The organism is Labrys sp. F242 (assembly GCF_057813875.1).
Map to the genome: position 1 here is coordinate 2,567,169 of NZ_JBVASG010000001.1, position 24,983 is coordinate 2,592,151.

Annotated in this window: 23 protein-coding genes; 6 read left to right on the forward strand and 17 right to left on the reverse strand. The window is 63.3% G+C overall.

Going from position 1 to position 24,983, the window contains the following annotated elements; genetic code table 11:
* The first annotated feature begins 199 nt into the window (after window positions 1-199).
* The 3 genes from ACZYTC_RS12055 (at window position 200) to ACZYTC_RS12065 (ending at window position 3,398) form a co-directional block, all read left to right on the forward strand.
* Window positions 200-517 carry an integration host factor subunit alpha gene (locus ACZYTC_RS12055; protein WP_434955848.1) on the forward strand — a complete coding sequence of 106 codons (318 nt, stop codon included), beginning with the start codon at window positions 200-202 and terminating at the stop codon, window positions 515-517.
* A gap of 306 nt (window positions 518-823) precedes the next feature.
* The gene (locus ACZYTC_RS12060) at window positions 824-1,480 is read left to right on the forward strand and encodes a MerR family transcriptional regulator (RefSeq protein ID WP_488989685.1); all 657 of its coding nucleotides are present in this window, start codon (window positions 824-826) and stop codon (window positions 1,478-1,480) included.
* A gap of 286 nt (window positions 1,481-1,766) precedes the next feature.
* The gene (locus ACZYTC_RS12065; RefSeq protein WP_434955846.1) at window positions 1,767-3,398 is read left to right on the forward strand and encodes a phytoene desaturase family protein; all 1,632 of its coding nucleotides are present in this window, start codon (window positions 1,767-1,769) and stop codon (window positions 3,396-3,398) included.
* Between the two features lie 91 nt (window positions 3,399-3,489).
* Here ACZYTC_RS12065 and ACZYTC_RS12070 read toward each other — a convergent pair whose 3' ends face one another.
* The 3 genes from ACZYTC_RS12070 to ACZYTC_RS12080 are packed head-to-tail and all read right to left on the reverse strand — an operon-like array spanning window position 3,490 to window position 7,299.
* Window positions 3,490-5,754: a xanthine dehydrogenase family protein molybdopterin-binding subunit gene (locus tag ACZYTC_RS12070; RefSeq protein ID WP_488989686.1), complete on the reverse strand. Its 2,265-nt coding sequence runs from the start codon at window positions 5,752-5,754 to the stop codon at window positions 3,490-3,492.
* Window positions 5,747-6,805 carry an FAD binding domain-containing protein gene (locus ACZYTC_RS12075; protein ID WP_488989687.1) on the reverse strand — a complete coding sequence of 353 codons (1,059 nt, stop codon included), beginning with the start codon at window positions 6,803-6,805 and terminating at the stop codon, window positions 5,747-5,749. The genes ACZYTC_RS12070 and ACZYTC_RS12075 overlap by 8 nt, the downstream gene beginning before the upstream one ends.
* Complete coding sequence (locus tag ACZYTC_RS12080) at window positions 6,802-7,299, reverse strand: (2Fe-2S)-binding protein (protein WP_434955843.1); 498 nt, start codon at window positions 7,297-7,299, stop codon at window positions 6,802-6,804. The genes ACZYTC_RS12075 and ACZYTC_RS12080 overlap by 4 nt, the downstream gene beginning before the upstream one ends.
* A 304-nt stretch (window positions 7,300-7,603) precedes the next feature.
* Here ACZYTC_RS12080 and ACZYTC_RS12085 point away from each other — a divergent pair, with 304 nt between their 5' ends.
* A complete protein-coding gene (locus ACZYTC_RS12085) occupies window positions 7,604-8,197 on the forward strand; it encodes a TetR/AcrR family transcriptional regulator (protein ID WP_434955842.1) in 594 nt (197 codons plus the stop codon).
* A gap of 27 nt (window positions 8,198-8,224) precedes the next feature.
* Here the strand turns inward: ACZYTC_RS12085 and ACZYTC_RS12090 are convergent, their stop codons facing one another.
* From ACZYTC_RS12090 to ACZYTC_RS12100, 3 genes are all read right to left on the reverse strand, one after another.
* Window positions 8,225-10,498, reverse strand: a complete 2,274-nt coding sequence (locus ACZYTC_RS12090) for an FdhF/YdeP family oxidoreductase (protein WP_441773841.1) — start codon at window positions 10,496-10,498, stop codon at window positions 8,225-8,227.
* Window positions 10,499-10,724: 226 nt separating this feature from the next.
* Complete coding sequence (locus ACZYTC_RS12095; protein ID WP_434955840.1) at window positions 10,725-11,165, reverse strand: NIPSNAP family protein; 441 nt, start codon at window positions 11,163-11,165, stop codon at window positions 10,725-10,727.
* A 62-nt stretch (window positions 11,166-11,227) separates the two neighbouring features.
* Window positions 11,228-12,112 (reverse strand): LysR family transcriptional regulator, encoded by an 885-nt coding sequence (locus ACZYTC_RS12100; protein WP_488990001.1) that lies wholly within the window; start codon window positions 12,110-12,112, stop codon window positions 11,228-11,230.
* Between ACZYTC_RS12100 and ACZYTC_RS12105 the strand changes: the two genes are divergently transcribed.
* Window positions 12,080-12,208 (forward strand): hypothetical protein, encoded by a 129-nt coding sequence (locus ACZYTC_RS12105; protein ID WP_488990020.1) that lies wholly within the window; start codon window positions 12,080-12,082, stop codon window positions 12,206-12,208. The genes ACZYTC_RS12100 and ACZYTC_RS12105 overlap by 33 nt on opposite strands.
* A 47-nt stretch (window positions 12,209-12,255) precedes the next feature.
* Here the strand turns inward: ACZYTC_RS12105 and ACZYTC_RS12110 are convergent, their stop codons facing one another.
* Together ACZYTC_RS12110 and ACZYTC_RS12115 are read right to left on the reverse strand one after the other, a co-directional pair.
* Window positions 12,256-14,406 carry a sodium-translocating pyrophosphatase gene (locus tag ACZYTC_RS12110; RefSeq protein WP_434955838.1) on the reverse strand — a complete coding sequence of 717 codons (2,151 nt, stop codon included), beginning with the start codon at window positions 14,404-14,406 and terminating at the stop codon, window positions 12,256-12,258.
* A gap of 159 nt (window positions 14,407-14,565) precedes the next feature.
* Window positions 14,566-14,835, reverse strand: coding sequence for a hypothetical protein (locus tag ACZYTC_RS12115; RefSeq protein ID WP_441773840.1), 270 nt, complete (start codon window positions 14,833-14,835; stop codon window positions 14,566-14,568).
* On the opposite strand from ACZYTC_RS12115, the gene ACZYTC_RS12120 reads away from it, so the two are divergent.
* On the forward strand, window positions 14,834-16,381 hold the full coding sequence (locus tag ACZYTC_RS12120; protein WP_441773839.1) for an esterase-like activity of phytase family protein: 1,548 nt from the start codon (window positions 14,834-14,836) through the stop codon (window positions 16,379-16,381). The genes ACZYTC_RS12115 and ACZYTC_RS12120 overlap by 2 nt on opposite strands.
* Window positions 16,382-16,453: 72 nt before the next feature.
* Here ACZYTC_RS12120 and thiL read toward each other — a convergent pair whose 3' ends face one another.
* The 9 genes from thiL to ACZYTC_RS12165 all read right to left on the reverse strand — a co-directional run bounded on the left by thiL (window position 16,454) and on the right by ACZYTC_RS12165 (window position 24,866).
* A complete protein-coding gene (gene thiL, locus ACZYTC_RS12125) occupies window positions 16,454-17,440 on the reverse strand; it encodes a thiamine-phosphate kinase (RefSeq protein ID WP_441773838.1) in 987 nt (328 codons plus the stop codon).
* A gap of 254 nt (window positions 17,441-17,694) precedes the next feature.
* Window positions 17,695-18,156 (reverse strand): transcription antitermination factor NusB, encoded by a 462-nt coding sequence (gene nusB / locus ACZYTC_RS12130; protein WP_441773837.1) that lies wholly within the window; start codon window positions 18,154-18,156, stop codon window positions 17,695-17,697.
* The gene (locus ACZYTC_RS12135; protein WP_434955833.1) at window positions 18,153-18,680 is read right to left on the reverse strand and encodes a 6,7-dimethyl-8-ribityllumazine synthase; all 528 of its coding nucleotides are present in this window, start codon (window positions 18,678-18,680) and stop codon (window positions 18,153-18,155) included. Before ACZYTC_RS12135 ends, nusB begins: the two co-directional genes overlap by 4 nt.
* 254 nt (window positions 18,681-18,934) lie before the next feature.
* Window positions 18,935-19,570, reverse strand: a complete 636-nt coding sequence (locus ACZYTC_RS12140; protein WP_441773836.1) for a riboflavin synthase — start codon at window positions 19,568-19,570, stop codon at window positions 18,935-18,937.
* 9 nt (window positions 19,571-19,579) lie between these two features.
* A complete protein-coding gene (ribD, locus tag ACZYTC_RS12145; RefSeq protein WP_441773835.1) occupies window positions 19,580-20,731 on the reverse strand; it encodes a bifunctional diaminohydroxyphosphoribosylaminopyrimidine deaminase/5-amino-6-(5-phosphoribosylamino)uracil reductase RibD in 1,152 nt (383 codons plus the stop codon).
* Between the two features lie 102 nt (window positions 20,732-20,833).
* Window positions 20,834-21,310, reverse strand: coding sequence for a transcriptional regulator NrdR (gene nrdR / locus ACZYTC_RS12150; RefSeq protein WP_434955830.1), 477 nt, complete (start codon window positions 21,308-21,310; stop codon window positions 20,834-20,836).
* Window positions 21,311-21,433: 123 nt separating this feature from the next.
* A complete protein-coding gene (gene glyA, locus ACZYTC_RS12155; protein WP_434955829.1) occupies window positions 21,434-22,729 on the reverse strand; it encodes a serine hydroxymethyltransferase in 1,296 nt (431 codons plus the stop codon).
* Window positions 22,730-22,904: 175 nt separating this feature from the next.
* On the reverse strand, window positions 22,905-24,149 hold the full coding sequence (locus ACZYTC_RS12160) for a L,D-transpeptidase family protein (RefSeq protein WP_434955828.1): 1,245 nt from the start codon (window positions 24,147-24,149) through the stop codon (window positions 22,905-22,907).
* 309 nt (window positions 24,150-24,458) lie between these two features.
* Window positions 24,459-24,866 (reverse strand): DUF6163 family protein, encoded by a 408-nt coding sequence (locus tag ACZYTC_RS12165; protein ID WP_434955827.1) that lies wholly within the window; start codon window positions 24,864-24,866, stop codon window positions 24,459-24,461.
* Window positions 24,867-24,983: the final 117 nt, after the last annotated feature.

Consider the following 24,983-nt stretch of genomic DNA (forward strand, 5'->3'; position numbering starts at 1 on the left):
GTGGTTGACCTTGACCGATTTCGTCAATAGCTTCGCGTTTTCAGTGACATAGAGTCGGGACTTCAGTGCCGGCCCTGCTGGGATGATTTGCGGGGCGGATTCGTGGCGGGACAGGCTTCCCGCAGTTCCGGGTTGCATCGAACGGATAACAGACAGGTGGCCTCTCCATGGCGCCTGTCCAACGTGGGGCATGAAAGCGATGGCGGGAAATACCGTCACAAGAGCAGATCTTTGCGAAGCGGTTTACCAGAAAGTAGGCCTGTCGCGGACCGAGTCATCGGAACTGGTCGAGATGGTCCTGCATGAAATCTCCAGTTGCCTCGAGCGGGGCGAGACGGTGAAGCTGTCATCCTTCGGCTCCTTCGTCGTCCGCTCGAAGGGCGAGCGCATCGGCCGCAATCCAAAGACCGGCAAGGAAGTGCCGATCTCCCCACGCCGCGTCATGGTTTTCAAGCCTTCCAACATTCTCAAAGCCCAGATCAATGGCGAGAATGTCGACGGCATCGTGGACGAATAGGCCCTCTATTGGCATGAGCCAGCCAAACCGGTATTGGACTATTCTGTCCGATACTCTGCGAGCAGCACATTCTGGTTCGCCGGCGAAGGCCGGTTTCATGTTCAGGTACCCCTGAAATCAGCCGGCAATCGTAGCTGCTCTCGCCCGCTGACAGCGGCCATCCCCTTCCCTCTGACGGTTTCACGCTACCACTCGGTGATGTTTTGGGTTGGAAACAAGTGATAAACGCTTGTCTTTCATCACAGAATCGGACGAGTGATAGGGGAAAGGCACGATTCGCCGCTTTCCGCTCGGGAGTCCGGCAGCATGGAAAAAGCACCTGACGCGTTTCGCACGATCAGCGAGGTCGCCGAAGATCTAGACCTGCCCCAGCACGTCCTGCGCTTCTGGGAAACCCGTTTCAGCCAGATCAAGCCGCTGAAGCGCGGCGGGGGGCGTCGCTATTATCGCCCCGATGACATCGATCTGCTCAAGGGCATTCGCTACTATCTCTATGGCGAGGGCTACACCATCAAGGGTGTCCAGCGCATCCTCAAGGAGCGCGGCAATCGGCATGTGATCGAGATCGGCCGGGCCCAGAACGAGGATTATGTGCCGCCCGTCGCCGTGATCCCACGGGCGGACGAGGAAGAGCGTCGCCGCGAGCGGGCCGAATGGCCCGAAGCGGAGGCCGCTGCGCCCGCTGATCCCGCGGGCGATTACGATGAGGCCGACGATCGAGTCGAGCCAGTTTTCGACGACGAGCCCGAAACCTATGAGTCACCACCGGCCCAGGCCTCGCTGCCGCTGTCGTCTCTCGCAGGCCCGCCCATGCGAGCCGAGCCGCGCCCTGCACCGCCCCCGGCCACTCGCGCCGAAAGCGGCAGCGGATTGTCGCTGAGCGACGAACGTCGCCGGCGACTGCAGACGGTGCTGCTGGAACTCGGCGAGTGCAAGCACATACTCGAAGCCGCGCGCGGTTAAAGCGTTTTGCGATTTGGCGGTCACGCCAAGAATCGCAAAGACGCTCAAGCCAATCCATTGGATTGGCTTGGAACCAAAGAGCTAGATCAAACAAGCGTTTCCGTCTAAACGCGCTTTGCTCTAGGAAACCGGAACGGCATGGCGCCCGGGACCATGGACGCCGCAGCCATGTGTTCGTCGATTGCGACGACCGGCCCTTGGAAGCGTTGCGCATGCCGCATAAGAACGAGCGGACGAGACGCCCGCGGTCCCAGCCGCAGCGTCACAACAAAAAGGCTTCGAAGAATTGGCTGACGCATCTACGCCCGCGGTCCGCAGCGCGAACGCTCCCTATGACGCGGTCATCATCGGCGGTGGCCACAACGGCCTGACCTGCGCCTATTACCTCGCACGGGCCGGCCGAAGGGTGAAGGTGCTGGAGCGCCGCTCCGTTGTCGGCGGCGCCGCGGTGACGGAGGAGTTCCATCCGGGCTTTCGCAATTCGGTGGCCTCCTACACGGTGAGCCTGCTCAATCCCAAGGTCATCCGGGACATGGAGCTGGAACGCCACGGCCTCAAGGTGGTCGAGCGCCAGGCCTCCAATTTCTTTCCCTTCCCCGACGGGCGCTACATCCTCTCCGGTGAGGGCCGCACCCAGACCGAGATCGCCAAGTTCAGCGAGAAGGACGCCGCCCGCTTCCCGGCCTATTGCGACGAGATCGACACCATCGCCGACGTGCTGCGCGATCTCATCCTGGAGACGCCGCCCAACGTCTCCGATGACGGCTGGTTCGGCTCGCTGCCGGAATTATTGCGCGCCGGCAAGCTTGGCCACCGCCTGTCCAAGCTCGACATGCACCATCGCCGCGTCCTGCTCGACCTCTTCACCAAATCGGCGAGCGATTATCTCGACGGCTGGTTCGAGAGCCCCGAGGCCAAGGTGCTGTTCGGCTTCGATTCCATCGTCGGGTCCTATGCCGCCCCCTCGACGCCGGGCTCGGCCTATGTGCTGCTGCATCACGTCTTCGGCGAGGTGAACGGCAAGAAGGGCGCCTGGGGCCACGCCATCGGCGGCATGGGCGCCATCACCCAGGCCATGGCCAAGGCTGCCCGCGAGGCCGGCGCCGAGATCGAGACGGACGCCCCGGTCCACCGGCTCATCGTCGAAAAGGGCGTTACGGCCGGTGTCGAGCTGGAAGATGGCCGCGTCATCCGCGCCAAAGCCGTCGCCGCCAATATCGGACCGCGCCTGCTCTTCGACAAGATCGTGCCCGAAGACGCCGTACCGGCCGACTTCCTGCAGCGTATCAGACGCTTCAAATGCGGCTCGGGCGTGCTGCGCATGAACGTGGCGCTCTCCGAGCTGCCTGATTTCACCGCCCTGCCGGGACGCGAACAAGGTGTCCACCACACTGCCGGCATCATCATCGGGCCGAGCCTCGACTACATGGAAGATGCCTTTCTCGAGGCCCGCCGCCATGGCTGGAGCCGGCAGCCCATCGTCGAGATGCTGATCCCCTCCACCCTCGATGATACGCTTGCGCCCCGGGGCCAGCACGTCGCCAGCCTGTTCTGCCAATATGTGGCACCGCAACTGCCGAACGGCGAAAGCTGGGATGCTCATCGCGAGGAAGTCGCCGACCTGATGATCGACACGGTCGAACGCTACGCGCCCGGCTTCAAGCAGAGCGTGCTTGGACGCCAGGTGCTGACGCCGCTCGATCTCGAACGGGTGTTCGGCCTCGTCGGCGGCGACATCTTCCACGGTACATTGTCGCTCGATCAGTTGTTCTCGGCCCGGCCCATGCTTGGCTATGGCGATTACCGCACGCCCGTGAAGGGGCTCTATATCTGCGGCTCCGGCACCCATCCCGGCGGCGGCGTCACGGGCGCCCCAGGCCACAACGCCGCTCGGGAGATGCTCTGCGACCGGGTCTGATTGAGTGGTAGCGGTGGCGGGCAGACGCCCCGCCACCTATCACTGAGCCACGTAACTGCCCACGGTGCTGCGAGCCGTTACCCAGCCCCGATCACAACAACTCCTCGATGGCGATCGGGAAGCTCCTCACGCGCTTGCCGGTCGCATTCCAGACGGCATTCGCCACCGCGCCCGCCGTACCCGTGACGCCGATCTCGCCGACGCCCTTGATGCCGAGCGCATTCACATGCGGGTCGTGCTCCTCGACCAGGATGGCCTCCAGGGACGGCACGTCGGCATTGACGGGCACGTGGTATTCGGCGAGATCCGCATTCATGATCCGCCCCGAACGGTGGTCAACAACCGCATGCTCGTGCAAGGCGAAGGACACGCCCCAGATCATGCCCCCCAGATATTGGCTGCGAACCAGATGCGGATTGACGATCCGGCCCGCGGCAAAGGCGCCGACGAGGCGGCTGACACGTACCTGTCCGAGATCGGGATCGACCTTGACCTCGGCGAAAACTGCGCCGTGGGCATGCATGGCATAATTGGCCTGCGACGCCGGATCGGCGCTGCTGCGCCCCCGAGCCTCGATCTCCGACAGCCCCGCCCGGACGAGGATGTCGCCATAGCTCTCGCTGCGGCTCTCGTCGTCGCGGCGGAAGAGCCGCCCCTCGCGGGCGATCACACCGGCATTGCCGGCCCCGAACAGCGGCGAGCGCTCATCGCCTAAAGCCAGTTCGGCCAGCCTGGCGATTACCGCCGCGCCAGCCTCATGAATCGCAGAGCCGGCCGTGGCCGTATGCGCTGAGCCACCTGCGATGCCCGCATCCGGCAGATCCGAGGTGCCGGCGCGGAATTCCACGCGATCGAGATCGAGCCCCAGGCCATCGGCGGCGATCTGGGCCAGGGCAGTCCAGGCGCCCTGCCCCATGTCATGGGCGCCGGTTTCCATCAGGCCGGAACCGTCTTGCCGGATCACGGCCCGCGCCTCGGCCTGGAACATCAAGGCCGGGAAGATCGCTGTGCCCATGCCCCAGCCGACGAGAAAGCCGGCCTCATCGCGCATCTGGCGGGCAGCAAGCGGCCGACCGGCCCAGCCGAAGCGCTTGGCGCCTTCGGCATAGCATTCGCGCAGGGCCTTGGAGGAGAAGGGCTTGCCAGTGGTTGGCTCGATCTCCGCATAGTTCCTGAGCCGGAACTCGAGCGGATCGATACCGCTTGCCCAGGCCGCCTCGTCCATCGCGCTTTCCAGGGCAATGGAGCCGGAGGCCTCGCCGGGCGCACGCATGAACAGCGGCGTTCCCGTATCCGTCCGCACGGCGTCATAGGTGGTGGCGATGGCTGGACTGGCATAAAGCGCATGCGAGGCACCGGCCGCTGGCTCGAAGAAATCGTCGAAGGTCGACGAGGCCGTCAGGGCGTGATGGACCAGCGCCGTCAGCGCCCCGTCTTTGGCAACGCCGAGTCGCAAGGTCTGGCGGGTCGGGGCACGATGACCCACCGGCCCGTACATCTGATCGCGCCTCAGCACGAGCTTCACCGGCCGGCCGACCAGGCGGGCGGCCATGATCCCCAGGATCTGGGGACCGGAAACGAGCCCCTTGCAGCCGAAGCCGCCACCGAGAAACGGGCTGCGGATGTGGATCTTGTCGGGAGCTATGCCGAAAAGCCCGGCAATGCGGCCCTGCGCCATCGCCATGCCCTGGCTGGGCGTATCGATCGACAGGGTGTCGCCCTGCCAATGCGCGACGATGGCATGCGGCTCGATCGGATTGTGATACTGGGCAGGGGTCTCGTAGACGGCTTCCACTTGGCTGTCCGCCCTGGCAAAGCCGGCCTCGATATCACCATGAACGGCTTGCGACGGATTGCCGACGCCCACGGCCGACGGCACGAAACTGTCGCCGTCGAGCCCAACTCGTGCCGTCTCGGCCTCGTAGCGCGGCGCCAGCAGCGCGGCGCCTTCCGTAGCCGCTTCCAGCGATTGCGCGATCACCACTGCGATCGGCTGGCCAGCATAGCGCACGCGATCGTTCTGCAGGAGATCGAGCCGGAACATGAAGGGATGGTCCTTGGCATCCGGATCCTGCGCCAAGGCGGGCTTGTGGTCTGATGTCATCACCTCCACCACGCCCGGATGGGCCTTGGCGGCTTGGATGTCGAGAAAGGCAACCCGGCCGCGGGCAATCTGCGCCACAGCCGTTACGGCATAGAGCATGCCGGCAGGATGATTGTCGGCCGCATAGCGCGCGGCCCCGGTGACCTTGAGGACGCCATCGCGGCGCGTCAGGGGTTGGCCGATATTGGAACCGTGCCGGACATGAGCCGGAGCACGGTTGAGCTTGAGGTCGGGCGTGACGGGTTCAGGCATCTCGGCGTGCTCCGGGCTGCGTTGAGAAGGGAGAACCTGGCAGAGCAGGAACGCGATCCGGCGTGCCGGCGGCCGCTTCGGCCAAGGCGCGCACGAGCGTGCGGCGCGCCAGTTCGATCTTGAATTCATTGTCGCCCGAGGGCTTCGCTTCGGCGAGAGCCGCCTGTGCCGCGCGTTGGAAGGCGGCTTCGTCCGGCGCCGAGCCGACCAGGATCGCCTCGGCTTCGCTGGAGCGCCACGGCTTTGCCGCGACGCCGCCGAGCGCCAACCGAACCGCTTCGATCACACCGTCCTTGAGGCGCAAGGCTGCCGCCGCCGACACCACGGCAAAGGCATAGGACGTCCGCTCGCGAACCTTGAGATAGCGTGCATGGGCGGCAAAGAGGGCGGCATCGGCGGGCAGCCGCACTGCCACGATCAGATCGCCGGCGTCGAGAGCGGTATCGCGCTCCGGCGCTTCACCCGGCAGGCGATGCAGATCCGCAAGCAAGATCTCGCGAGCCCCTGCCTTGCCCTCGATTTCCACCACCGCGCCAAGAGCCGCCAGCGGCACGCAGAAGTCGGATGGATGCGTGGCAATGCAGGCCTCGCTCCAGCCCAATATCGCGTGCAGGCGATTCTCGCCGCCATGGGCATCACAACCGGAACCCGGCGCGCGCTTGTTGCAGGCGCCGGTAACGTCGAAGAAATAGGCACAGCGCGTGCGCTGCATCAGATTGCCGCCGACCGTAGCCGCATTGCGCAACTGCCCGGATGCGCCCGACAGCAGAGCCTCGGCGACCGCAGGATAGGTTTTTGCGAAAGCCGGATCATGGGCAAGGTCGGCATTGCGCACCAGCGCACCGATCCGCACACCACCGTCGGGAAGCCAGTCGATCCGTCCGAGATCCGGCAGGCGGGTGACGTCGACGAGCCGGTCGGGACGGCTCACGCCGGTCTTCATCAGGTCGAGGAGATTGGTACCGGCGGCAAGAAAGGCAGCGCCAGGCTGGGAGGCCGCCGCAACCGCATCGGCGATCGTCGCCGGCCTCACATAATCAAAGCTCTTCATGCCGATTTCCTCCGTCCGCTCTCGGCGAGGACATGGTGGGCTTCCAGAACGGCCTCGGTGATACCGGCATAGGCGGAACAGCGGCACAGATTGCCGCTCATGCCCTCGCGGATACGCTCGGGATCCTCCCCGGCCTGGCCCTCGCGGATCAGGCCGATCGCGCTCATGATCTGGCCTGGCGTGCAGAAGCCGCATTGAAAACCATCATGGGTGATGAAGGCCGCCTGCATGGGGTGAAGATGGTCGCCCTGTGCTACGCCTTCGATGGTTTCGATCTCCGCACCATCATGGCTGACGGCAAGTGCCAGGCAGGAATTGATACGGCGGCCATCGACCAGAATGGTGCAGGCGCCGCATTGCCCGCGGTCGCAGCCCTTCTTGGTGCCGGTGAGATCGAGGCGCTCCCGCAGGAGGTCGAGAAGCGTCACCCTGGGATCGTCGAGTTCGACGTGACGTTGCTCACCGTTCACGGTGAGGCTAATGGAGAAAGTCATACACTGCTCCAATCGACTGATTTCTGGCTGTCGAGGCTGCCAAGAGCAAAGCGCTTTTGGGTGTGGCCGATTCCTCGGATCGAAAAGCGCTTGTCTCTTCAGAGTCTCCGGAGGAGCGCGATCCGGATGGATCGAACTCCGGGCTTCAAGCCGCGAGACACAATCTGGGCGGCCGGATGCAAACGGGGTGCCCAACGGGATCGGGCATCGATTTGATTGGAAAGCATCTGTCTGATTTGATGCTCATGCTGTATTTATACGGAGGGATCCTCCGTTTTGCAAGAGGCAGGCTGACTGAATTCAGATGGTGGAGCGAACCGAGAAAACAAGCCGCAGACCGCGCGCCGATGCGATCCGCAATCGAGAGCGGCTGCTGGCGGCCGCCAAGACCGTCTTCAGCTTGGGGGGATCCGGGGCGAGCCTGGAAGCGGTCGCGAGGCAGGCGGAAGTCGGCATCGGCACGCTCTACCGCCATTTTCCTACCCGCGAATCACTGTTCGAGGCGGTTTACCGGCAAGAGGTGGACCATCTGAGCGAATTGGCGGAGCAGCTGAAGGACGAGATGGAGCCGGTCGATGCCGTCCGCCGCTGGCTGCATGCCAATGTCCAGCTGGTCGCCACCAAGAAAGGCATGCTGACGGCCTTGGCGCTCGCCGCCTATGCACCATCCGAACTCTATGCCTATTCCTTCGATCGCCTGACCAAGGCGCTCGGCGCCCTCCTGGACCGCGCCATTGCCGCAGGCCAGATGCGGACGGACGTCGCGCCGGAAGACCTGCTGCGGGCCCTGGTGGGCATGTGCTACATGCGCGACCATCCCGGTTGGCTGGAAGCGGTACAGCGGCTCGTCGACGTCTTCGTCGACGGCCTGTGCGTTGGAGCTGCAAAGGCAGGGTGAGTATCCGATCGGGGAGCCTTCTGCCGATCAGCTTGCCTTCCGGATCCGCACCGGCACGGATTTGTAGGAGGGCGTACCGCTTTCCTCATCCTTGTAGTCGAGAGGCACCAGCCCATTGGCTTCGGGATAATAGGCCGCGACCGAGCCACGGGCGATATCATAGGCAATGGCCGTGAGGCTGAGGCGCCGAGGTTCGCCCGACGGCAGCGCTGTCTCGACCTCGACGAGATCGCCATGCTCCAGGCCCAATCGGGATAGATCATCCGCGTTCACGAACAACACGTCGCGCCGGCCGAACACACCGCGATAGCGGTCGTTCAAGCCATAGATCGTGGTGTTGTACTGGTCATGGCTGCGTATGGTCGCCAGCTTGAGGATGCTGGTATCGGCGCTGGCTGGGTCCTCTTCCAACCCCTTGAAGGGCAGGAACTCGGCCTTGCCCGACGGGGTCGGCCAGATGCGCTCAGTCGGCGGTAGGGGCAGGCGGAAGCCGCCGGGGATGCGAATGCGCTGGTTGTAGTCCTTGAAATCCGGCAGGACATTCTCGATGGCGTCACGGATGAGATCGTAATCGGCGACCATCTCGGCCCAATAGACCTTGCTGTTGGGCAGCGTCGCCATGGCCATACCGGCGACGATGGCCGTCTCGGAGCGAAGATGCTCCGATGCCGGCGGCAATCTGCCACGCGAGGCATGCACCATCGACATCGAATCCTCCACCGTGACGGCCTGGGGTCCGCTCGCCTGCATGTCGCGCTCGGTCCGTCCCAGCACCGGCAGGATGATCGACTGCTTGCCGACGAGCAGTTGCGAGCGGTTCAGCTTGGTGTCGAGATGCACGGCAAGGTCGAGCTTGCGCATGGCGGCGTGACAGCGTTCAGGGTCCGGCATGGCGACGGCAAAATTGCCGCCCAGACAGATCAGGACTTTCGAGCTGCCGGCGTCGATCGCTTCCATGGTGGCCACCGCATCATGGCCGTGATGCGTCGGCGGCTTGAAGCCAAAGGTACGTTCGATGCCCTCGAACAACGGTGTGTTGGGTCTTTCGGTAATGCCGACCGTGCGGTTGCCCTGCACGTTGGAATGGCCGCGCAAGGGGCAGATGCCGGCTCCCGGCTTGCCGAAATTGCCTTTCAGCAGGAGGAGGTTCGCGATCTGCTGGACGTTGGCGGTTCCCCGATTGTGCTGCGTGATGCCCATGCCATAGGCGACAATGGTAGCATTGGAACGGGCATAGGCCTCGGCAACGTCACCGAGCTGGGCTTTGCCGAAACCGCTGATGGCCTCGATGGCGTCCCAGGACGTCGCCTTCAGATCGGCGGAGAACTCGGCAAAGCCGCGGGTGTGGGCGGCGATAAAGTCGTGGTCGAGCACCTGGTTACCCGAGGCCTCGTCCATCTCGACCAAGGCCTTCATGACCCCCTTGAGGGCTGCGGCGTCCGCGCCGACCTTGACCTGATAGTAGGAAGAGGCGATCCGCGTGGAACCGAAGGTTCCCATCTCGATGGCATTCTGGGGGTCGGCGAAACGCTCTAGCGCCCGTTCCTTCAGCGGGTTGAACACGACGATCGGCACGCCACGCCGCGAACATTCATGCAACGTTCCCATCATGCGCGGATGGTTGGTACCCGGATTGTGCCCGAGCGAGAGGATCAGCTCGCAATGGTCGAAATCCTCCAGCGAGACCGTGCCCTTGCCGATGCCGATCGATTGCGGCAGGCCGACGCTGGTGGCCTCGTGGCACATGTTGGAACAATCGGGGAAATTGTTGCTGCCGAATTCGCGGGCGAAGAGCTGAAACAGGAAAGCGGCCTCGTTGGAGGCGCGGCCGGAGGTATAGAATTCCGCCATGTTCGGATCGGGCAGAGCGTGCAATGCAGCGGCGATACGCGCGAAAGCATCGTCCCACTCGATCGGCTGATAGGTGTCCGTCTCCGAATCATAGGCCATCGGGTGGGTAAGGCGGCCCTCGTTCTCGAGGTGATAGTCGCTCCAGCCCAGGAGTTCAGTCACCGTGTGATCGGCGAAGAATTCAGGCGTAACGCGCTTGCTCGTCGCCTCCCAGGTCACGGCCTTGGCGCCGTTCTCGCAAAACTGGAAAGTCGAGCTGTGCTCCTTGTCCGGCCAGGCACAGCCGGGACAGTCGAAACCCTCCGGCTGGTTCATCCGCAAGAAGGTCAGCGGCGCTTCGAGCACTTCCATCTGCGTGCGCACGGCCGCTGCCGTAGCCTTGAGTGCGCCCCAGCCGCCGGCGGGGCTGTCATACGGCCTGATGCCAGGAACGTCGCGCTTGCGGGCCATATGTCCCTCCGCTCCTATGTATCCCATTTGGATCGTCGCGGGTCGCGGCCAGCCAGGCAGCCCTCGCATATCGAGGAGCCTCCCGGATTGTCTCGGCTCAACCCCGATCCAGCTTGCGCGTTCTCCTCATCGTGTCAACCAACATAAAAAGGCGTTCGCCGACGGCCCATTGGGGGCACTGAGAAGGCAGGCGAAGACGCCTGCGTTCCCGGACGATTTCAGCCCCTCAGATCTGGGGTGCGTAATCGACAGCCTGCATGGCGCGGTCTTCGATAGCGCCCACCATCTTGCCGTCACGCGCCGCGGTTTCATCCTTGATACGCTGCCACTCCTGATCGGCCATGAAGCGGTCCCAGCTCGCTTTCATGGTCGCAGCATCCGGCCAACGCAGCAGGTAGACAAATTCCGTCCGCTCTGGCGTGGCTGTCTCCCACAGCGAGACGAAGTCAAAGCCATAGGTCTTCATGATGCGGATGGCATGGTCGCGAAAGCGGGCATGAAAAGCCGCCTTGTTGTGCTCGAATATCTCGTAGATGCGCAATTGATAGATCATCGAATTCTTGCTCCTTCGGGCATCACTGGAGCCGGTCTGGAGGGCAAAGGCCGTCGCTACGGCAGCCGTCGCAAATTTCAGGACATCACGTCGGTCCGTGGTCTGAAGATTCATGGCAACCGCTCCAACTCAACTCGGAAGCGATTTTGGTCACTCGGCGATCAATGTAAAATATATTATAGATGAGCGATTGATACCTCTTGAGTATCAAGCTTTGCCACCTGCCTGACAACTTCAACGAAGCTATCGCGGATCGGCGAGGCAATATCGGCCCGCCAACCGAGAATCATGTCCATATAGCTCAATTCATCCGGTGCGGCAGTGATGATCGGACAAAAAACCACCCCCTTGCGGTTCTCCTGACAGGCCGAGGCCGGCACCAGCGCGACCCCGAGGCCGCCTGCAACCAGGCCGACGACGGTCTGCATTTCGCAGGCTTCCTGGGTAATGCGCGGCTCGAATCCCTCGTGGCGACATAAGGCGATCAGTTGGTCGTGAAAGCTCACCCCCTCGTTGCGAGGGGTCATGATGAAGCCTTCCCCGGCCAATTGCTCCAGCCTTATCGCCGCACCAGTCGCAAGGGGATGATCGTCGGGCAAGGCAGCCAGGACCGGCTCGCGCTCGATTCGCTCAAAATGGATATCGTCGGCAGGAACCCCCGGCCAGCGCATGAAGCCGATATCGGCTTGCTTGCCTCGCAAGGTCTCGATCTGCTTGGCCGTTGTCGCCTCGCGCAGAATGAGTTCCACATCCGGGAAACGGGAGCGGAACGTCCGCAGTGCCAACGGAACCAGGTCACGACGGGCCGTGCCGACAAAGGTGATGGCAAGCCGGCCGGTCAGCCCCGCCTCGATCCGGCGTGCCCGCAAAGCCCCCTGCTCCAGGTTTGCCAGGCACGCTTTCGCCGTCTCCAGGAACGCGACCCCCGCCTCGGTCAAGGCGACATGCCGATTGCTGCGTGTGAACAGACGTGCGCCGACCTTCTCCTCCAGCTTGCGCACGGCCTGGCTGAGCGGCGGCTGGGCCATATGCAGGCGTTCGGCGGCGCGATGGAAATGCAGTTCCTCGGCGAGGACGACGAACTGGTGCAGGAGACGCGTCTCGATCATCGGTCAGAACCATTCTGGCCGCGGCTTCGGCCATTTCAAAACGAATGAGGGAGGGCAATGCCCTCCCCCACACGACCATAATCTATCGCAAAAACTCAGTGATGGGCCAGGATGGCGAGCAGGAGCAGCGCGACGATGTTGGTGATCTTGATCGCCGGATTGACGGCGGGACCAGCCGTATCCTTGTAGGGATCCCCGACCGTATCGCCGGTCACCGAGGCCTTGTGGGCTTCGGAGCCCTTGAGGTGCTTGGTGCCGTTGGCGTCGATGAAGCCATCCTCGAAGGACTTCTTGGCATTGTCCCAGGCACCGCCGCCCGCCGTCATCGAGATCGCGACGAACAGGCCGGTGACGATCACGCCGAGCAGCATGGCGCCCACGGCAGCGAAGGCGTCGGACTTCGAGCCGGTGATCCACAGAACCAGGAAATAGATCACGATCGGGGAGAGCACCGGCAGCAACGAGGGGACCAGCATCTCCTTGATGGCAGCGCGGGTCAGAAGATCAACCGCCTTGCCGTAATCCGGCTTGTCGGTACCCTGCATGATACCAGGCTTCTCGCGGAACTGACGCCGAACCTCCTCGACGATGGCCGAGGCTGCCTTGCCCACGGCAGTCATGGCGATACCACCGAACAGATAAGGGATCAGGCCGCCGAGCAGCAGGCCGACCACCACATAGGGATTGGCCAGCGAGAAGTTCGGCTGCACCCCGGCAAAATAGGGATACTGTGTCGAGTTCGCGGCGAAGTAGGTCAAGTCCGAGGTATAGGCGGCGAACAGCACCAGGGCGCCGAGGCCGGCCGAACCGATGGCATAGCCCTTGGTCACGGCCTTGGTGGTATTGCCGACGGCGTCGAGTGCATCCGTCGACTTGCGGACTTCCTTGGGCAGGCCGGCCATTTCGGCTATGCCGCCGGCATTGTCGGTAACGGGGCCGAAGGCGTCGAGTGCCACCACCATGCCGGCGAGGCCGATCATCGTCGTCACCGCGATGGCGGTGCCAAACAGGCCGGCCAGCGAGTAGGTCGCGATGATGCCCGCGACGATCACGATGGTCGGCAGCGCCGTCGCCTCGAGCGAGACGGCAAGGCCCTGGATGACGTTGGTGCCGTGCCCCGTGACAGAGGCCTGCGAGATCTGGCGCACCGGCCGATAGCCGATGCCCGTGTAATATTCAGTGATCCAGACGATCAGGCCGGTTACCAGCAGGCCGACGATGCCGCAGGCGAACAGAGCGGTGCCGGTGACGTCATGCCCAGCGATGGTGCCGATCGATCCCCAGCCGATGAGGAAATGCGTGGCAACGGCCAGGCCCCCGACCGACAGTACCGCCGAAGCGATGAAGCCCTTGTAGAGTGCGCCCATGATCGACTGGTTGGCACCGAGCTTGACGAAGAAGGTGCCGATGATCGAGGTGACGATGCAGGCCGCGCCGATGCCGAGCGGATAGAGCAGTACATTGGAGAGCACCGGTGTGCCGGCGAACAGGATCGCCGCCAGCACCATGGTGGCGACCACGGTGACCGCATAGGTTTCGAACAGGTCGGCGGCCATGCCGGCACAATCGCCGACATTGTCGCCGACATTGTCGGCGATGGTGGCAGGGTTACGCGGATCATCCTCGGGAATGCCGGCCTCGACCTTGCCGACGAGATCGCCGCCGACATCGGCGCCCTTGGTGAAGATACCACCGCCCAGACGGGCGAAGATCGAGATCAGCGAGGCGCCGAAGCCGAGAGACACCAGCGAATCGATGATCTCGCGCGCCTGCTTGGGATCAGCGAAGGAGAGCTGCATCGGCCCGGTCAGCACATAGTAGTAGACAGAGACACCCAGCAAGGCGAGACCGGCTACCAGCATGCCGGTGACCGCGCCGGCCTTGAAGGCGACTTCGAGCCCCTGCCCCAGCGAGTTCATCGCGGCTTGTGCCGTGCGGACATTGGCCCTCACCGACATGTTCATGCCGATGAAGCCTGCAAGCCCCGAGAGCACCGCGCCGATCAGGAAGCCGATGGCACTCGGGATCGAAAGGAAATAGGCAACCAGGGCAAAGATGATGATACCGACACCGGAAATGGTGATGTATTGGCGCCTGAGGTAAGCCTGCGCGCCTTCGCGCACGTAACCGGCGATTTCCTGCATCCGGGCATTGCCGGCAGGCTGCGCCATCACCGACTGGAATGCCCAGACTCCGTAAACGAGGGAAAGCGCCCCGCACGCAATAATGACCCACAGAGAAAGCATGGACTATATTTTCCTTGTTCTTTACTCTCACAAGCCGCTGAACAAATCGCACGAACGAACCACGCCTGCCCTTCGTATCGAAGGCCAGGATATTGCAGGTGCGGCGAATCCTCCCACCGGAGCCGTTTGATTGTCCGGATTGCCGCGATGCTGCCAAAATCACACGGGCAGCGCAACCGACGCAGTGCGTTGGCGGCAAGTTCTTTCAAAGATCCCAGGTTTCTTTCGAAGAACCTCCTGGTGCGTCACCCGCCGGAAAACTGTCACGCCCCTGTCATCGGCTCTTGCCAAGGAAGTCCACGCTGACGCGTCTTGCGATTTGGCTCCCTCGCCGAAATCGCGAAGACGCATTGAAACAACAAAGACCGAGAATAAAGGCGCGTTTTCTCTTGGCGCGCCGGCGTTCTGGCCACCGAGCGAGATTTTCATGCGCCTTCTCCGGACCGTCCTCCTCACCACCCTCTCGGTTCTGCCGACGCTGGCCGTGGCCGAGCCACTCGTCGTCAAGGAACCTTTCGTTTCCTCCGCCCCGGGCGAGGAGAAGATCGATTTCGCCGGCGGCAGCTTCGTCAATCACGGTCTGGTCGGCGTCGGCCGGCTGAGCGCCGACCTCAAGGACGAAAAGGGCGATACGCTCGGTTCCTTCTCCTCCATGACGATCGATCCCAAGAGCTGGAGCAAGACCGCCAACGGCTATAAGGGCCAGCTTCGGTCCCTGCCGGACCGTGGCTACAACAATCCCGACAAGGGCCTGTTCTTCGATTATCAGGGCCGTGTCCTCGCCTTTGATTTAGCCTTCACGCCCTATTCCGGCCCCACTCTGCCCACTGCGGCGACCTCGCAGGAGCAGATCGAACTCAAGCCACTCGACGACAAGGGCGTCTTCCTCACCGGCCTCGACGGCAAGCCGACGACAGGCGCCGATCCCGCCGACAACACCGTCGAGATGAATGGCTATACCCTGCCCGTGCCGCCGGCCGGAGCGCTTGGCGCCGGCTCCCTGTCCTTCGACGCCGAGTCGATCGCCTACCGCTCCGACGGCAGCTTCTATGTCGGGGACGAATATGCAGCGGCTGTCTATCTGTTCGGTGCCGACGGCAGGCTGAAGGGCCTCATCCCGCCCGGGCCGGCACTCACTCCCACCAAGAAGGGCAAGATCAACTTCACCTCGATGGACGCGCCCGATACCGGCCGGCGCAACAATCAGGGCCTGGAAGCAATCTCGCTGACACCGGACGGCAAGACACTCTATGCCGTGCTACAGAGCGGCACGCTGCAGGACAGCTCCGCCAGCAAGAACCAGGCGAACCGCGCCACCACGCGCATCTATGTCTACGACGTGGCCTCCGACCCGCTACCCAAGACCCCCAAGGCCGTCTATGCGATCGAGCTTCCGGTCTATTCCAAGAAGGGCGACGGCAAGATCGACAGCACCGCGGCCCAGAGCGAGATGGTAGCGCTCGACGATCATCGCTTCCTGCTACTGGCGCGTGATGGCGCCGGCCATGGCTGCGACTGCAAAAACCCCGAAATGTTCAAGGCCATCCTGGTGGTCGACACCAGCGGCGCCAGCAACCTCGCGGGCACGGACTATGAAACCGGCACCAAGCCGATCGCGCCCGCCAAGGATGAGCGCAACGCCCTGGACACTGCCATCACCCCTGCCCGCTCGCAGGTACTGGTCAACCTCTTGAACGCCACCCAGCTCGGCAAGTTCGGCCTCAACATCGACAACACCAAATCCAATGATCTCACGCTGTCGGAGAAGTGGGAAGCCATGACGCTGGTGCCGGCCCTCGATCCGGCCGCTCCGAACGACGCTTTCCTGTTCGTCGGCAACGACAACGACTTTCTCACCCGCAAGGGGGTGATGAAGGGCCAGAGCTATGATGCCGGTCTCACCAACGACACCCTGGTGCTGGCCTATCGTCTGACCCTGCCTGAAGATCTCGCCAAGGCTCTGACGGCAAAGTGAGAATGAAAATAGGGTCCATCCCTCTCTCGAATCGCGAGAGGGAGCCCGGCCTAACTTATCTCTCCGGCGGCTTCAGAAGTGGCTGAAGCTGCCCCGGGCAAAGTGAAGTTCCTCACCCTCGTCGTCGAGCCATCTCGGGGCGCGGTGGCCTGATGTCACCGTACCGATCGGCGTGACCGGCACGCCGGACTCCTGTGCTGCCGCCTCGAAGGCGACGCGCTGTTCGAAAGGCACTGCACAGAGGATCTCGTAATCGTCGCCCCCCGTGAGGGCCGTTTCCAGCAGGCCCGAGTCGAGCTTGCATGCCGCCTGAGCGGCCGGTGAAAGCGGCACGGCACCGAGTTCGAGATCGGCTGACGCCCCGGAAGCCCGCAGCAGCTTGGCGAGATCGCCGACGAGGCCATCCGAAATATCCATCGAGGCCGATGCATGAGAGAGCACCGCCGGCGCCAACGCCGTGCGCGGCTGTGGCAGGAGGTAGCGCCTGGCCAAATAATCGCGCTCCAGCTCCGACAACCCCGCCAAGGCTTGGGCTCCGCGGCGCGCCAGCAGGCCCAGAGCCCCATCGCCGATGGAGCCGCTGACATACAGGGTGTCGCCCGGTCGTGCACCGTCCCGGCGGGGAATGTGATCGGAGGGCACCAGGCCAAAGGCGTTGACGGCGATCGTCAACGGCCCCGTGGTCTTGACGGTGTCGCCTCCCAGCAGAGCGAAGGAGAATTCCAGGCCATCCACCGCCAGTCCCTCCGCAAAACGAACCAGCCAGTCCTCGCGCCAGCCGGGCGGCAAAGCCAGGCAGAGCGTATAGGCATAGGGCTGCGCTCCCTTGGCGGCTAGGTCGGAGAGATTCACGCGCAAGGCCTTGCGCGCGATGAGATCGGGATCGTCATCGGCAAGAAAATGAATGTCGGCGACCAGCGCATCGGTGGTGACAACCAGATGCGCCCCCGCCGGTACGCTCAGCGTCGCCGCGTCATCGGTCAGTCCGCGTGCGCCGGGATGGGTCGCGAGCGGGGCGAAGAAACGGCTGATCAACTGGTCTTCGGTGAGCCGCGTCATGCGAGCACCCCCAAGCGGATTCCTCTTGATCGTGCCCGTGGCTCGATCAAGAGGAATCCGCAAGATATCAAACATTTGCAGAGTTTCCCGGCGAGGCCCGTCCGTGGGCCCCGCCGGGAAACTCTGCTTCGCGTTTTGCGATTTGACGGAGTCCGCTAGAATCGCAAAGACATTTCAGCCAATCCGTTGGATTGGCTTGGAAACCTGGCACTAGAGCAAATAAGCGTCCAGTCATGAACGCGTTTTGCTCTGGATCAGGAAGCCTGGAGATGGTCGTTGCGTTCGGCCCTGGCGATCTTGTCGAGCACGGCATTGACCATGCCGGCCTCCTCGCGGTCGAGGAAGGCATGCGCGACACTGACATATTCGGAGATCGTCACCTTCGGCGGAATGTCCTTGCGGTGCAGCAGTTCATAGACGCCGGCGCGCAGGATGGCGCGCAGAATGGCATCCACCCGCTTGAGCGGCCAGCCATCGGCGAGGGCCTGGTCGACCTTGGGATCGATATCGCGCTGTTCACGCACGACACCGCCGACGATGTCGCGAAAGAAGCTCTCCTCGGCAGGCGAATATTCAACGCCGTCGATTTCCTGGCCGATCCAATGGTTTTCGAACTCTGCCAGCACCTCGACGACACTACTGCCGCGGATGTCCATCTGGTAGAGCGCCTGCACGCTGGCAAGGCGCGCAGCGGAGCGTTTCTGGGCCCGGCTCATGCCTCCACCCCATGCAGGCGGCGTTTCAGGGCAACCATGTGCAAGGCCGCATCGGCCGCGCCGCCGCCCTTGTTCATTTCAGCAATACTGGCGCGGACCCGGGCCTGCTCATCATTCTCGACAGTGAGGATGCCGTTTCCGAGCGGCAGGGCACGTTGCACCGAGATGTCCATCAAGGCGCGCGAGCTTTCGCCGGCCACGATGTCATAATGGGTGGTCTCGCCGCGCACCACGCAGCCGAGGGCCACCGCGCCGTCATAGGCCCGGCCGCGCTGCACGGCGGCATCGAGAGCCATCACGATGGCTGAGGGAATTTCCAGGGCGCCCGGCACGGTGAGCACGTCGAAGCTGCCGCCGGCCGCCTTGATGGCGCCGGTTGCGCCGGTGAGCAGGCCGTCGGCGATTTCTTCGTAGTACCGGGCCTCGACGATCAGGATATGCGGTGGCAGCGGGCCACCAAGGCCGGAGTCGGTGTTCTCGAAGGAAGGAGCGGAAGAACTGGATACACGCCTGGGACCGGCCATGGGAAATCTCGTCTCGGAGGAAAAGGCAGGCCTAGGGAAGACTGCCCGAAAACAACTGGATTGACGGCGTTCCTAGAGCGTTTTGCGATGAGACGGAAGCGTCTCGAATCGCAAAGGCGTGTCGGAACGAAAAACTAGAGTAAACAAGCGTTCAGTCATGAACGCGCTTTGCTCTAGAGCATCATGCCGAAAAGGGGAAGCCGGTTTTGAGCAGGAGGGATGTGACCGCAAAGCATGGCGGCGCGGAGCCTGTCTCAGCCTTCCGCGCGATCGCTCCAGCGCTCCGTGCCGACATCCGCCAGCCGCGCGGCATAGCGCGCCATGGTATCGATCTCGATATTGATCTCGTCCCCCGCCCGCACCTGCCCCCAGGTGGTAACGCACAGCGTATGGGGGATCATCATCACGCCGAAATCCTGCCCGTCTACCCTGTTGACGGTCAAGGAGGTACCGTCGAGCGCCAGCGACCCCTTCTGGGCGATGAAGCGCGCCAGATCGCCAGGGGCGCGGAAAGTGAATTGCGAGGTGCCGTCCTGGTCCTTGCGATCCAGCACGGTGGCGACCCCGTCCACATGCCCGGAAACGATATGCCCGCCGAGTTCGTCCCCGATCCGGAGCGCCCGCTCGAGATTGAGCTTGTGGCCCACGCGCCAGGAGGCCAGCGTGGTGCGCCCGATCGTTTCGGAAGAAGCATCGACGGTGAAGAGCGTATCGCCGCCCGGCCGCAGCGCCAGGCTGGTCAAAGTGAAACAGATGCCGGCCACCGCCATGGAGGCCCCTACCGTCATGGTGTCAGAAGGATAGGAGCAGGCGAACGTGATGCGCTTGGCGGAACCGTGATCCTCCAGCGCGACGATCTCGCCTATGTCGGTGATGATGCCGGTGAACATGGTGGGCCTTCAGTTTCTGCGTTGAATGGTCATCGTATCATGTCCGACCATGCGTGCGGCGAGATTGGGCAATTGCCCGTCGATTTTCGCCTGAAGCTGTGGTGTCAGAGCTACTACCCCCTCGCCGATCGGTTCGGGCGAGGTGAACTGCACGAATTCCTCGACGAGATCGGCCTCGACCAGTCCGGCCGCCAGCCGGGGCCCGGCCTCCACCAGGAGGCGCGTGACGCCGCGTGTGCCGAGCAGGCGCAAGGCCTCGCCGAGATCGAGGGATGCCCCCTCGCCGGGCGGCAAGGCCGAGCAGCCGATCCGCATCACCTCAACGCCCGTCTCGACCAGGGTCCGTTCCGGTGCAACCGGTGCATCGGCACGGGCCAGCACCCATACGGGTACCTGGCGCGCCGTCTGCACCAGTCGCGAGGCGAGCGGGAGCCGGAGCTTTGAATCGAAGACGATCCTTACCGGCGACTGGGCGGCCATGCCGGGCAATCTCACGGTGAGCATCGGATCATCGGCCAGCACGGTGCCGATGCCGACGGCGATGGCATCGCTCTGGGCCCGCATCATGTGGACATGGGCGCTCGCCTCCTCACCGGTGATGCGCACCGGCCGTCCACCGGGACCGGCCAGCTTGCCATCCGCGGATACGGCGATCTTCACGGTGACCCCGGGCCGGCCGAAGGTCACGCGCGTGATGTGCCCGACATGGGCCTGAAAGGCTTCCTCGGCCAGCACCCCCTCACGGACTTCGAGCCCATAGCGCCGGAGCATGTCGAAGCCACGCCCTCCCACGCGCGGGTCCGGATCGCGCAAAGCGCCGACGACACGCGCAATACCGCCTCGCGCCAAGGCATCGGCGCAGGGGCCGGTGCGTCCGTAATGCGAACAGGGCTCGAGGGTGACATAGGCCGTGGCCCCCTTGGCCAAAGGCCCCGCCTCGGCCAGCGCCTGGGTCTCCGCATGCGGCCGTCCGCCCGGCTGGGTCCAGCCCCGGCCGACGATGACATCGGTGTCACCGACCCGCCTGACGATCACGCAGCCGACGGCTGGGTTGGGCCAGGTATTGCCGAGACCCCGCCGCCCCAGCGCCAGCGCCGCCCGCATGAAGCGCTCGTCACGCCGCAAGGAGTCGATGGCGGGATTGGGCAGGGCAATAGTCACGGGACGTCATCAAACCGGCATTGATTGTTCGAAACAGCAGATAGGCTTGCCGCACGCGTCATGCAAGCAAAGCACGGCCATGCCGTCACCTGCCGGTCGAACTCACGCTTCGTCTGCCCGCGTCTCATCCTCGATGCTCAATTCATCCAGGACGGCGGTGAAATCCTTGGCCTCGCTGAAATTGCGATAGACGGAGGCAAAACGCACATAGGCAACGTCGTCGAGGGCCTTGAGCCCCTTCATCACGATGCGGCCGATCTGTTCGGATGTGATCTCGCTCTCGCCGAGACTCTCGATCTGGCGCACCAGGCCATTGACCAGCCGTTCGACGCGTTCTTCGTCAACAGGCCGCTTGCGCAAGGCCGTGCTGATCGAGCGCGAAAGCTTGTCGCGGTCGAAGGTGACCTTGCGGCCCGAACGCTTCACCACCGTCAGTTCACGCAGTTGCACACGTTCGAAGGTGGTAAACCGCCCGCCGCAATCGGAACAGACGCGGCGGCGGCGGATCGAGGTTCCGTCATCGGTGGGGCGACTGTCCTTCACCTGCGTGTCGGGCGCGCCGCAATAAGGGCATTTCATGAATTATTCCCGGGAGCGCGGACATCTCGACGACATGCTCGCATGTCGCGATGTCCGCACTTCCTATACCGCACACGATATGTGTCCAGGAAGCGGACAAGATGTCCGCGCTCCCGGCAGCGATCAGTAGATCGGGAAACGGCCCGTCAGCTTGTTGACCTTGGTGCGCACAGCTTCTTCCACCGCGCCATTGTTGTCGGCTCCGTTCTTGGCCAGGCCTTCCAGCGCCTCGGTGATGAGATCACCGACTTCCTGGAATTCCTTGACGCCAAAGCCGCGCGAGGTAGCTGCGGGGGTGCCCAGGCGGATGCCCGAGGTCACCATCGGCTTCTGCGGGTCATAGGGGATGCCGTTCTTGTTGCAGGTGATGTGGGCCCGTTCCATCGCCTTCTCGGCAAAATTGCCGGTCAGGTTCTTGGGCCTGAGGTCGACCAGCATCAGATGGTTGTCGGTGCCGCCCGAGACGATGTCGAAGCCGTTGCCCTTGAGATTGGCGGCCAACGCAGCGGCATTCTCCACCACCTGTTTTGCGTAAGCCTTGAACTCGGGGCGCAGCGCCTCGCCGAAGGCGACGGCCTTGGCGGCGATGACATGCATCAGCGGCCCGCCCTGCAGGCCGGGGAACACCGCCGAGTTCACCTTCTTGGCGATCTCCTCGTCATTGGTGAGGATGATGCCGCCACGCGGCCCCCGCAGGGTCTTGTGGGTGGTCGAGGTCGCCACATGCGCGTGCGGGAATGGGGAAGGATGCGCATCGCCGGCGACCAGGCCGGCGAAATGGGCCATGTCCACGAAGAAATAGGCGCCCACCGCATCGGCGATCTGACGGAAGCGGGCGAAGTCCCAATGGCGGGCATAGCCCGAACCGCCGGCGATGATCAGTTTGGGCTTGTGCTCATGGGCGAGGCGCTCGACCTCGTCCATATCGACGCGCTGGTCCTCGGGACGCACATTGTAGGGCACCACATTGAACCAGCGGCCGGACATATTGACGGCCGAGCCATGGGTGAGATGGCCGCCGGCATTGAGGTTCAGGCCCATGAAGGTGTCGCCCGGCTTCATCAGCGCCAGGAACACGCCCTGATTGGCCTGGCTGCCGGAATTGGGCTGGACATTGGCATAGGCGCAGCCGAACAGTTTCTTGACGCGCTCGATCGCCAGATTCTCGGCCATGTCGACGAATTCGCAACCGCCATAATAGCGGCGGCCTGGATAGCCCTCCGCATATTTGTTGGTCATGATCGAGCCCTGGGCTTCCAGGACCGCCTTCGAGACGATGTTCTCGGAGGCGATCAGCTCGATATGGTCGCGCAGGCGGCCCAATTCGAGATCGATGGTCCGCGCCAGCTCCGGATCGGCAGACTTGAGATCGGCGGCGAAGAAGCTGTTCGACAGAGAAGCGGAGCGGGCGTCATTCATCGTTGGCGGGCCTCGTTGGAGAAGAGGCAGACGACATAACGGAGTTACGTCGCAAAGTCATGTCTGCAAGCGACCAAAGTTGCGTCAGAGCTGGAGAGGTGGGTCTGAAACGCAACAACGCCGCAGACAGGCTGCGGCGTTGCAAATCTCAAGAGGTTGAAAGTGCGTTCCCCGATCAGCCCTGCTCTTCCTTGGTGACCACGGAAAGCGAGGCGAAGCCGTCCTTGTTGTAGATGTCATCGCGGAACTCGACCAAGCCTTCCGGCGTCGCCCAGGCGGTAATGTAGGCCCAGAAAACCGGCACCTTGGCGGTCGGGTTCACGGTCGTCTGCGCGCCCGAACGGATCACCTCGTCGATGCGGTCGCGGGTATATTCCGTGCCCGACAAGATCCAGGCCACCAGTTCGCGGACGTCCTGCACGCGAGCACAGCCCGAAGAATCGAAGCGGTAATCGGAACCGAACACCGACTTGTAGGGCGTGTCGTGCATGTAGACGCCATACTGGTTGGCGATATTGATGCGCACCTGGCCGAGCGAATTGCCGAAGCCCGGATCCTGCCTGAAGCGCATGCGCGTGGCTTCGTCCGTGTTCCAGTTAATCTGCTCGGGCGTGATCTCCTGGCCCTGCGGCGTAAAGATGCGGATGTGGTGATCAGCCAGATAGCTCGGCTCCTTCTGCATCAGAGGGATCAGGTCCTTCTTGATGATGGAGAGCGGCACCGTCCAATACGGGTTGAAATTGATGTTCTGCACCACGGTCGACAAGATCGGTGAAGGCCGATCGGGCTTGCCGATCACCGTGGAGTGACGCTGCTCGACCGCGCCATTGTTGACCGCTTCCAGCTCGGTCGCCGGAATATTCATCATGATGTAGCGGTTGCCCAGATTGCCCATCGAGCGCAGGCGCACGATATTCATCTGAAGCTGCTTGATGCGCACATCGATCGGAATAGCGAGAGCGGCGCGCGAGGTGTCGCCGATGACGCCGCTGGACAGGATGCCGTGGCGCGATTGGAAGCGCTTCGCCGCGCCGTCGAGATAGGAATCGAAGACGGGCGAGCCGCCGAGGGAAGGCGCCAGATCGCCCGAGGCGATCAGGCGCTGGCGCAGCGAGACGACGTCGGGGCTGCGCGAGCCGAGCTGGAGGCGGCCCTTGCCGGTCACTTGCGGCCAACCGCCCTGGGCAGCGATCTCGCTATATTTCTGCAGGGCGTTCTGCGTGGCCTGCAAGGTATAGGCCGAGAAGGTGGGCGAGGAACTGCTGGCCTGCCCGATGGGGCTGGCCACTGAATCGTAGCGTTCCTTCATCTCCATCTGGCCCAGGCCGTAGTCTTGCGCGGCAGCCGGACGCGCCAATGCGGTCGCAGCGGCGCCCAAGGCCAGAGTGGAGAGAAAACCACGACGAGAATAGTCAGACATCTTGTTCCAATCCTGCAGCAAAGCCCGCTTGCATCACACACCTACCGTACCGGTAATTTCCTGCGGCCATGAATTAACGAAGCTCTTTACACGGGAGAGGTAAACGAACCGAGACCAAAATCAGGCCTCGACATCCCCCATTCACAATCCCGATCCCATTCACAATCCCGATATAGGAAACTCGCGAGAAGCCCTACCGCCAGAAAGCGGCAAAACCGGGACAAATGTGGCAAGCCCTGTCACGATCACCGCCATGTGAGCGCGAATTAAGCCCGCGTGACATAGTTGCAACAGCCTGCTCATCGCCACTCACGGATGGCGCCGCTCGCGCGAGGCGAGAAAGGCAAGACCGATATAGAGCACGATCAAGACGCCGATCGTCGTCATCATCGCATATTGCCGCCCGAAAATTTCGGGCCGGAACAACGAGATGATGAAATAGCTGCCGGAAGCGATCAACCAGATGACCCCGCCCCAGGTCGCAGCCATCCACAGGCCGACCGCCGCGACCAGGTCGAACACGGCAAACACGATCACGGCGCTCTGGGTGAGAACAGGCATGCCGAGGAAACGATCCGGATCGGCCTGGCCGATCCCGAGGATCAGGCACCAATGGATGATACCCTTGGCCATCCACAGCACGGCGACGGCGCGCATGAACCACAACAGATAGGCGCCATAGGGCGGGCCGTCGCGGTCAAACTCGATATCGCTCATGTCCTTGGATCACTCTTGTATTGGGCGCGTCGTCATTGCTGGAGGCCGTTCTAACGGCGTGCGCCGCCGAGGGCAAATCGGCTGCAAGCCAATAGCGTCCTTCCCGCGGGCTGGAGC